We start from the raw sequence: 8208 nt of genomic DNA, 5'->3' as shown, positions 1-8208 counted from the left end.
CTCGGACGGTGAGTCCCAACTGTCCCTTACCCTCCCACCGCTGCGCGGCGGGCCCCTCCCTCTCCCCCGAGGGGAGAGGGGTTTGTGATCAAGCGTCGATGCTGGTGCCTAGCGAGGCGTGGACGAGGCCGCCGTCGACGGTGATGGTTTCGCCGATCACGTAATCGCCGGCGCGGCTCGCGAGGTAGATCGCGGCACCGGCCATGTCCTCGTCGACACCAACCCGCTTGGCCGGAATCCCTTGCGCAACCGCGTCGCCGTGATCGCGGGCGGCCTTGTTCATGTCGCTGGCAAACGCACCGGGGGCGATCGAGGTAACGTTGATCGAATCGGTCACGAGCCGCGCGGCCATGCGCTTGGTCAGATAGATCAGCGCTGATTTCGACGCGTGATAGCTGTAGGTTTCCCAGGGGTTGAGCCGCTGGCCGTCGATCGAGGTGATGTTGATGACCTTGGCCGGCCGGTCGCGCGAGCCCGAGGCCGTGAGCGCTGCGTGAAGCGCCTGGGTCAGGAAGAAGGGCGATTTGACGTTGAGGTCCATGACCTTGTCCCAGCCGACCTCCGAAAACTCCTCGAACGGGACGCCCCAGGCCGCACCCGCATTGTTGACGAGGATGTCGAGCCGGCTCTCATGCTCGGCGAACTGCGCCGCGAGCGCCTTGCAACCGGCGACGGTCGAGACGTCCTGGGGCAGCGCGATGCAGTTGGGGCCAAGTTCGGCCGCCGCGGCTTCGCAGACATCCGCCTTGCGCGACGAGATATAGACCTTTGCGCCCTGCGCGATGAAGCCCGCCGCAATCATCTTGCCGATGCCGCGGCTGCCGCCGGTGATCAGCGCGACGCGGCCGTCGAGACGGAACAGGGTGGTCGTATCCATGCGGCATCCTCCAAAGATTTTTGCGACTGGTATCCCCGCGCGATGCGTGCCGCAAACCCGTTTTTCGAATTATGGCAACTTGAGTAGGTGGTGTGCCGTACTGTCATCGCAAAGCCGGCCTTCGTGTGCTCTTTTGGAGCGCGCGGCGCAGGGATGCCTGTATGCATTCGCGCGTTAGCTGTATCAGGGGCAGAACGCCGCATAAGGGGCAGCGTGACTGGCGAATAAAGGGGCTCGTCGGCGCGGCAACACGCTTCGTCGGATATGGTTCCGCGACGCCTTTCAATTAAATCCGCACTCCCGTAGCCAGACTGTGACGAACGGGTTTTGACCGGGGGGTCTCGATGAATTTCAAGGCGTTAGCAGCGCGTTTTGCGCTGGTGGTATCGTGCGGCCTGATGACGGCCACACCGGCAGCGGCCCAGTTCTGGCAGTGCGTGACCTTTGCCCGCTCGGTGTCGGGCATCGAGATCCGCGGCAATGCCAACACCTGGTGGAGCCAGGCCGAGGGCCGTTACGAGCGTGGCCATGCACCAAAGGCCGGTGCCGTCCTCGCCTTTTCGCCGACCTCGCGGATGCGCGTCGGCCATGTCGCGATGGTTTCGAAGGTCGTCAGCGACCGCGAAGTGCTCCTGACCCATGCCAACTGGTCGCGTCGCGGTGCGATTGAAACCAATGTCCGCGCGATCGACGTGTCCGACGCGGGTGACTGGAGCATGGTCAAGGTCTGGTACGGGCCGCAGGGCGATCTCGGCACCTCGGCCTATCCGACCAAGGGCTTCATCTATTCAGGCCATGCACCGCGCGGCGAGATGCTCGACGCCCCCGCCCAGCCGTCGCTCCAGATGGTCAGCGCGCCCAGCGCGACGCAGCGCGCCAACGCCGCTCAGCTCGCCACGGTGCAGCATGGCCCGACCGACCCGCGCGGCGTCTTCACGCTCGTAAACGACGCGGGCTGAACCAGTTAAGCGATTACCGGGCCGCCATCGCCCGGAACGTCAGCGCATCGCCGTTCATGCAATAGCGCTTTCCCGTCGGCTTGGGGCCGTCGTCGAACACATGGCCGAGATGCCCGCCGCAGCGTCGGCAATGCACCTCGGTCCGCGCCATCCCGAGCGTCGAATCGACCCGGGTCCGCACGGCATTGGGCAAGGGCTGCCAGAAGCTCGGCCATCCCGTCCCGCTCTCGAACTTGGTCTTTGACGAAAAGGCGGGCAGCGCGCAGCCGGCACAGGAAAAGATCCCGGCGCGATGTTCGCCGTTGAGCGGGCTCGAATAGGGTCGCTCGGTTCCTTCCTTGCGCAGCACGTTATAGGCATCCGGCGACAGCTTCTTGCGCCACTGCGCGTCGCTCAGTGTGACCTCGAAGCGTTCGGCGGCCTGGGCGGACTGCGACGAGCAGCCCCAGAGGGCAAAGCCCGCCGCGCCGGCGCCGGCGAGCGTGAGGAACGTGCGGCGATCGGGCGATGTGTGTGTCATGGTCATGATATAAGTACGAACCTTGCCGCGAACAGGATGCGCGCGGAGGCGGGCGATGAAAGTCAGTAGCGGCTGATCTCGACCGGGAGCGAACGATAGCCGTGGACGAAACAGGCGGCGACCCGGGTGGGGGCGCCGACCACGTTGATCCGCATGCGGCGCTTCGCCATCTCCTCGAGCAGGATCGCGAGCTGCATCTCGGCGAGCCTCGCCCCGACGCAGCGGTGGATGCCGTGGCCGAAGGCGAGATGGCGCCGCGCATTGGGACGGTCGACGCGGATCGCGTCGGCATCGTCGCCGAACACGCTCTCGTCGCGGTTCGCCGAGAGATACCACAGGGCCAGCTTGTCGCCGGCCTTGATCGACTGGCCCTGCAATATGGTATCCTGCGTTGCGGTGCGCCGCATGTGCGCGAGCGGCGTCTGCCAGCGGAGAATCTCACTCACGGCGTTGGGAATGAGCGCCGGATCCGCTTCGAGCATGGCGCGGGCGTCGGGAAATGCGTCGAGGCCATAGGCCAGCGCCGACATCGAGTTGCGCGTCGTGTCGTTGCCCCCGACGATCAGGAGTATCAGGTTTCCGATGAATTCGTGATGCTCCATATGCGCCATCGCATCCGAATGGATCATCATCGAGATCAGGTCGGGGGTCGGCGGCCGGTCGATCTTGGCGTTCCAGAGCGTCTGGAAATAGGCCCCGCAATCAAACATATGCGCGAGCCGCTGCTTGCGCGTCTCCTCGTTCTTGACGAGTTCGATGTCGCCCGCCCAGTCCGACCACAAGGTCAGCTTGCGCCGATCCTCCCAGGGGAAGTCGAACAGGATGGCCAGCATCTGCGTCGTCAGTTCGATCGCGACGCGGTCCACCCAGTCGAACGGCGTGTTCCAGTCGAGCCCGTCGAGGATCTCCGCGGTGCGCCGGCGGATGTCGGGCGCCATGCGGGTCATCTCGCTCGGCGTGAAGGCGGGGGCGACGGTGCGGCGCTGGCTGGTGTGGATCGGGCGATCGCGCGCGATGAACATCGGCATGCGGACGTCGCGATCGCGATCGAAATCGGCGAGCGTGATGCCGCCGGCTTCGGAGGAATAGAGGTCGGGCAGCGACTCGACCTCGACGATCCCCCGGTAGTTCGAGACCGACCAATAGGGGCCGTAATCCGAGCTCGCGACATGGTGGACCGGGGCATGGGCGCGCAGGTGGCGGAAGGGGACGTGCCAGACGTCGTCGCGGTAGAGGTCCGCGCGACTGACATCGAGCGGGTCGATCGGGTGTTTTCCGGTTGCCGCCCCGGTGGTTACGGGGCCGCCAAGCGGAGCCGTCGTGATGTCCCCTGCAAGCGTCGCCACCCATCACTCTCCTGTTTTCTGGCAGGAGACCAAGTACTGACAGCGATGTCAACAACCTGCGTCAGTGGGGCTTCGCGCTGCGCCAGAAGGGCCGGGCGCTGCCGGACTGGAGCACGCCGCGGCGGAACAGTCGTGCGCCAACGACGATGAAGATCGTCACCCACAAGGCCTGCCAGGCCAAGGCGGCGACGTGCGGCCAGAGCTCGGGGGAATTGGCCGCGTGCCCGGCCATCGCGAAAGGCGAGGAGAGCGGGAAGAGCTCGGCGAGCGTCGCGATCCAACTGCCGGGGCGCGAGACCGCGGCGGACGAGAGGCCGAACATCGCGACCTGAAGGATCGTGATCGGCAGCGACAGCATCTGGATCTCGCGCATCGTCGAGGCCTGCGCGCCGACGCCGAGAAACACTGATCCCAGAAGCAGATAGGCCATGGTGAAATAGCCCGCGAACAGCAGCGCGAACATGGGTCCGCCGACTGCGGGACGGAGATCGCCTATCGCCGCCGCCGCGCCTGCGGGAAGCAATGTCGTGACCTGTCCGACGACGGTTCCCCAGAAGGCGACGAACAGCACCGCGACGCCGAACATGCCGATCAGCTTGCCGAAGAACACCGATTCGAGCGGGACCGCGGCGGCGAGCACCTCGATCACCTTGTTGTTGCGCTCCTCGGCCATCGTGCCGACGACCTGGCCGGAGAGGAACAGCGTCAGGAAGAAGATCCCGAACACCGCGAAGAACGCCGACTGATGCTGGCCGCCGACCGATCCGCGCGACCGCGTGATCCGGGTCTTGGTCACGTCGATCGGGGGCAGCGTGCCGCCCGCCTGTTGCGCCGCGAGCGTGGTCTGCGCGAGCGTCGCGAGATAGCCAGCCGCGCGGTCGCCGCGTGGACCATAGAGGATCTGTGGCGCCGCGAGCGGGCCGTAAAGCACTGCGGCGGCGTCGATATCGTTGCGGTTGAAGGCGTTGCGCGCCTGTGCCGCCGGATCGGCGGCGGCCGGCTGGGTGGTCAGGTCGGGCGGTCCCTCGCCTGGCCGGAAGATGCCGCGCAGCTGCGTGTCGGCCTCGGCCATCGTACGCGACTCGGCGGCGGGGAGGATCGCGATGATCTGCGCCTTGTCCTGCGCGCCGTCGGTGACGCTGGCCGCGCCGAGCCCGCCGACCGCCCCGAATGCGCCCATGATCAGTGGCGCGAACAGGAAGAGCAGGAAGATCGGGGTGAAGACGGTCGCGGTGAAATCGCGGCGGGCGATGGTGAAGGTCTGGCGCAGCGTGCGGCGGAAGCGGGTCATGGCTGCGCCTCCTGCTGGCCGACGATTCGCACGAACGCCTCGTGCAGCCCGGGGCGTTCGATGGAGAGCCCGGAAATGCCGTATCCCGCGTCGATCAGCCGGACCAGCAGCGTCTCGATCCCGCCGCCCGGCAGTTCGAACCGCCAGCCGTCGCGATCGGGCAGCGCGTCGGGGGGCAGGACGCCGCGGATCGCGGGGTCGGGACGGTGCGGGGTGTAGTGCACGCGCTGGGGCAGGACGCCGCGCGCGTCGTCGACGGTGCCTTCGAACCGGCGCTTGCCGCCGGCGATGATCGCCAGCCGGTCGCACAGCCGTTCGGCATGGCTCATGATATGCGTCGAGAACAGGATCGTCGCGCCGCGATCGCGCTCGACAAGGATAAGCTTTTCAAGACGTTCCTGGTTGACCGGATCGAGCCCGGAAAAGGGTTCGTCGAGCACGAGCAGATCGGGCTGATGCACGACCGAGCCGAGCAGCTGGACGAGCTGCGCCATGCCCTTCGACAATTTGCGGATCTTCTCGTCGACCGCATGGCCGAGCCCCGCCCCCTCCATCAGCGTGACCGCGCGCGCACGTCCGGTCTTCCAGTCGAGACCGCGCAGCGCGCCCATGAACGCGATCGCCTCGCGTGCCTTCATCGCAGGATAAAGTCCGCGTTCCTCCGGCAGATAGCCGACATGATCCGAGGCGTCGCGCGGGCTGTCGAAGCCCAGCAGCGTGCGATGGCCTTCATCGGGTTCGATGATCCCGAGCAGCATGCGCAGCGTCGTGGTCTTGCCCGCGCCGTTCGGGCCGAGCACGCCGTAGATCGCGCCGGTCGGCACGGCGATGTCGACGCCGTCGACCACCCGCCGGTCGCCGAAGCGCTTGACCAGCCCGCTGGCCTTGACCGCCCATTCCTCGCCCACGCGTAAACTTCCTTCAAGCCGAGCGGCTGTGGTAGCGGGCGGACGTGCCCGACGACAAGCCATCCGACCTCGAATCGCGCGTGAAGGCCAAGGCGGCCGAACTGGGCTTTGCGGCGTGCGGGATCGCGCGCGCGGATGCGGCGCCACTGGCGGGCGAACGGCTGCACCAGTGGCTCGCCGAAGGGCGGCATGGCGACATGATCTGGATGGAGGAGCGGCGCGATCAGCGGGCGAGCCCGGCCGGGCTGTGGCCCGAGGTCCGCAGCGTGATCGCGCTGGGCATGAGCTATGCGCCGAAGGACGATCCGCTGCGGCTGGCGGAGCAAGGCGAGGTCGGCCGGATCTCGGTCTATGCGCAGGGCGCGGATTATCACGACGTCATCAAGCGGCAGCTGAAGGCGCTCGGCCGGTGGCTGGCGAGCGACGCGGTCGGCGTCGAATATCCGTTCGATCTCAAGGTGTTCGTCGATACCGCCCCGGTGATGGAGAAGCCGCTCGCGGAGGCAGCGGGGCTGGGGTGGCAGGGCAAGCACACCAATCTGGTCAGCCGGGAAGAGGGCAGCTGGCTGTTCCTCGGCGCGATCTACACGACGCTCGAACTGAAGGGCGATGCCGCGGGTCGGGATCTGTGCGGGAGCTGTGACGCGTGCCAGCGTGCGTGCCCGACCGATGCGTTTCCGGCGCCCTACAGGCTCGATGCGCGGCGTTGCATCTCGTATCTGACGATCGAGCATGCGGGGGTGATTCCTGAGGAATTCCGGGCGGGTATCGGCAACCGCATCTATGGCTGCGACGATTGCCTGGCGGTGTGCCCGTGGAACAAGTTCGCCGCCGCCGCGAACGCCAATCTCGCCTTTGCGCCGCGCGCCGAGTTGGTCGCGCCCGAGATCGCCGACCTGATCGCGCTCGACGATGCGGGATTCCGTCAGGTCTTTGCGGGATCGCCGATCAAGCGGATCGGGCGCGACAAGATGGTACGCAACGCGTTGATCGCGGCGGGGAATAGCGGCGATCCGGCCTTGTCGGAGGGTGTCGCGGCGTTGCTGGGCGATCCGGCGCCGGTGGTGCGCGGGACGGCGGTGTGGGCCTTGTCGCGACTCGACGCGGCGCGATTCGCGGCCGAGAAAGCGCAGCGTCGCGGCAGCGAAAATGACGACGGCGTCCGCGTGGAATGGGATCGGGCGAACTTAAGCTGACGCGGGCCAAGTGACGCGCGACAGGGGAAATTATTCACGAACGCCGGTGTAGGGGCGCGCATTCGAGACTTGCCTTGCGGGGGCAATGCGGACAGCGGTGGCGGTCCAAGGGGCGATGATTGCATATGTTGGCATTTTCCACTGCTACGATGGTCGCCGCGCTGGCGGTGCAGGCCGTCGACCCGCTGCCCGTCGCGCCGGTCCCGGTTGCGCCGTCGACGGTGGTCGCGGACGAGCAGCGCGTGCCCGAATCGCCCGTCGTGCCGGTATCGCCGCCCGTGGTGCCCGTAGCGCCGGTTGCAGCGCCGCAGACCGCCCCGGTTCCCGCGCCGGTTGCGGTGCCCCAGACCGCCCCGGTTCCAGCGCCCGTGCCCGCCGAGCCGAACGCGCAGAAGGACATCGTCGTCGTCGGGCAGACGCGCGATCCCGGCGATCCGTTGCGCGGGGTCAATGCCCAGGCGTTCGGCGCGACCCAGGCGGTCGACAGCGCGGTCGTCGGCCCGGTGGCGCGGGTCTACAAGCGCAAGGTGCCGAGCCCGATCCGCAAGGGTATTCACAACTTTCTCTATAACTTGCGCGAGCCGATCGTGTTCGTAAACTTCCTGCTGCAGTTCAAGCCGGGCAAGGCGGCCGAGACGGTCGGGCGGTTCGTGATCAATTCGACGGTCGGCGCGGCGGGGGTCATCGACGTCGCCAAGAAGCGGCCGTTCCGGCTGCCGCGCCGGTCGAACGGCTTTGCCAACACATTGGGGTATCACGGAATCGGCAACGGGCCGTTCCTGTTCCTGCCGCTGGTCGGGCCGACGACGGTGCGCGACCTGATCGGCGGGACGCTCGACCGGTTGCTGTTGCCCACTGCGATCGGGTCGCCGTTCACCGATGCGAGCTACACGGTGCCGGCCGGCGTGCTCGGCGCGCTCGACCACCGCGCCGATTTCGACGAAACTCTCAAGTGTTTGCATGACGATGTGGGGGATCCCTATGCATCGTCGCGGGCCTTCTACCTGCACCGGCGACAGGCGGAGATCGATCATCTCCACCGCCGGCCGCCGGCGCCGCCGCCCGAATGCCAGGCGGCGCTGCCCGCGACGCGGATCCCGGTCGGCGCGGC

General features: G+C 67.3%; 8 protein-coding genes. 3 read left to right on the top strand and 5 right to left on the bottom strand.

The window, feature by feature from the left end:
* Positions 1–88: 88 nt before the first annotated feature.
* Positions 89–877: an SDR family oxidoreductase gene (locus tag sphsw_RS05885; RefSeq protein ID WP_031439786.1), complete on the bottom strand. Its 789-nt coding sequence runs from the start codon at positions 875–877 to the stop codon at positions 89–91.
* 344 nt (positions 878–1221) lie between these two features.
* Between sphsw_RS05885 and sphsw_RS05880 the strand changes: the two genes are divergently transcribed.
* Positions 1222–1836: a CHAP domain-containing protein gene (locus tag sphsw_RS05880; protein ID WP_081874169.1), complete on the top strand. Its 615-nt coding sequence runs from the start codon at positions 1222–1224 to the stop codon at positions 1834–1836.
* Between the two features lie 13 nt (positions 1837–1849).
* Here sphsw_RS05880 and msrB read toward each other — a convergent pair whose 3' ends face one another.
* The 4 genes from msrB to sphsw_RS05860 all read right to left on the bottom strand — a co-directional run bounded on the left by msrB (position 1850) and on the right by sphsw_RS05860 (position 5901).
* Complete coding sequence (gene msrB / locus sphsw_RS05875; RefSeq protein WP_031439784.1) at positions 1850–2356, bottom strand: peptide-methionine (R)-S-oxide reductase MsrB; 507 nt, start codon at positions 2354–2356, stop codon at positions 1850–1852.
* Positions 2357–2418: 62 nt separating this feature from the next.
* Complete coding sequence (locus sphsw_RS05870; protein WP_031439783.1) at positions 2419–3621, bottom strand: cytochrome P450; 1203 nt, start codon at positions 3619–3621, stop codon at positions 2419–2421.
* Positions 3622–3763: 142 nt separating this feature from the next.
* Positions 3764–4993, bottom strand: coding sequence for an ABC transporter permease (locus sphsw_RS05865; RefSeq protein WP_031439782.1), 1230 nt, complete (start codon positions 4991–4993; stop codon positions 3764–3766).
* Positions 4990–5901: an ABC transporter ATP-binding protein gene (locus sphsw_RS05860; protein ID WP_031439781.1), complete on the bottom strand. Its 912-nt coding sequence runs from the start codon at positions 5899–5901 to the stop codon at positions 4990–4992. Before sphsw_RS05860 ends, sphsw_RS05865 begins: the two co-directional genes overlap by 4 nt.
* A 44-nt stretch (positions 5902–5945) precedes the next feature.
* On the opposite strand from sphsw_RS05860, the gene queG reads away from it, so the two are divergent.
* Positions 5946–7097, top strand: a complete 1152-nt coding sequence (gene queG, locus sphsw_RS05855; protein ID WP_031439780.1) for a tRNA epoxyqueuosine(34) reductase QueG — start codon at positions 5946–5948, stop codon at positions 7095–7097.
* A gap of 125 nt (positions 7098–7222) precedes the next feature.
* Positions 7223–8208 (top strand): MlaA family lipoprotein (locus tag sphsw_RS05850; protein ID WP_235188300.1); only part of this gene is annotated, 986 nt, incomplete at its 3' end.

The sequence above is a fragment of the Sphingomonas sp. FUKUSWIS1 genome (assembly GCF_000733135.1).
Taxonomy (GTDB): domain Bacteria; phylum Pseudomonadota; class Alphaproteobacteria; order Sphingomonadales; family Sphingomonadaceae; genus Sphingomonas; species Sphingomonas aerolata.
This window is presented reverse-complemented; position numbering and strand designations above follow the sequence as displayed.

Coding starts and splice junctions, on each gene's coding strand:
- sphsw_RS05885 (WP_031439786.1), bottom strand. CDS start 877: ATGGATACGACCACCCTGTTCCGTCTCGACGGCCGCGTCGCGCTGATC.
- sphsw_RS05880 (WP_081874169.1), top strand. CDS start 1,222: ATGAATTTCAAGGCGTTAGCAGCGCGTTTTGCGCTGGTGGTATCGTGC.
- msrB (WP_031439784.1), bottom strand. CDS start 2,356: ATGACACACACATCGCCCGATCGCCGCACGTTCCTCACGCTCGCCGGC.
- sphsw_RS05865 (WP_031439782.1), bottom strand. CDS start 4,993: ATGACCCGCTTCCGCCGCACGCTGCGCCAGACCTTCACCATCGCCCGC.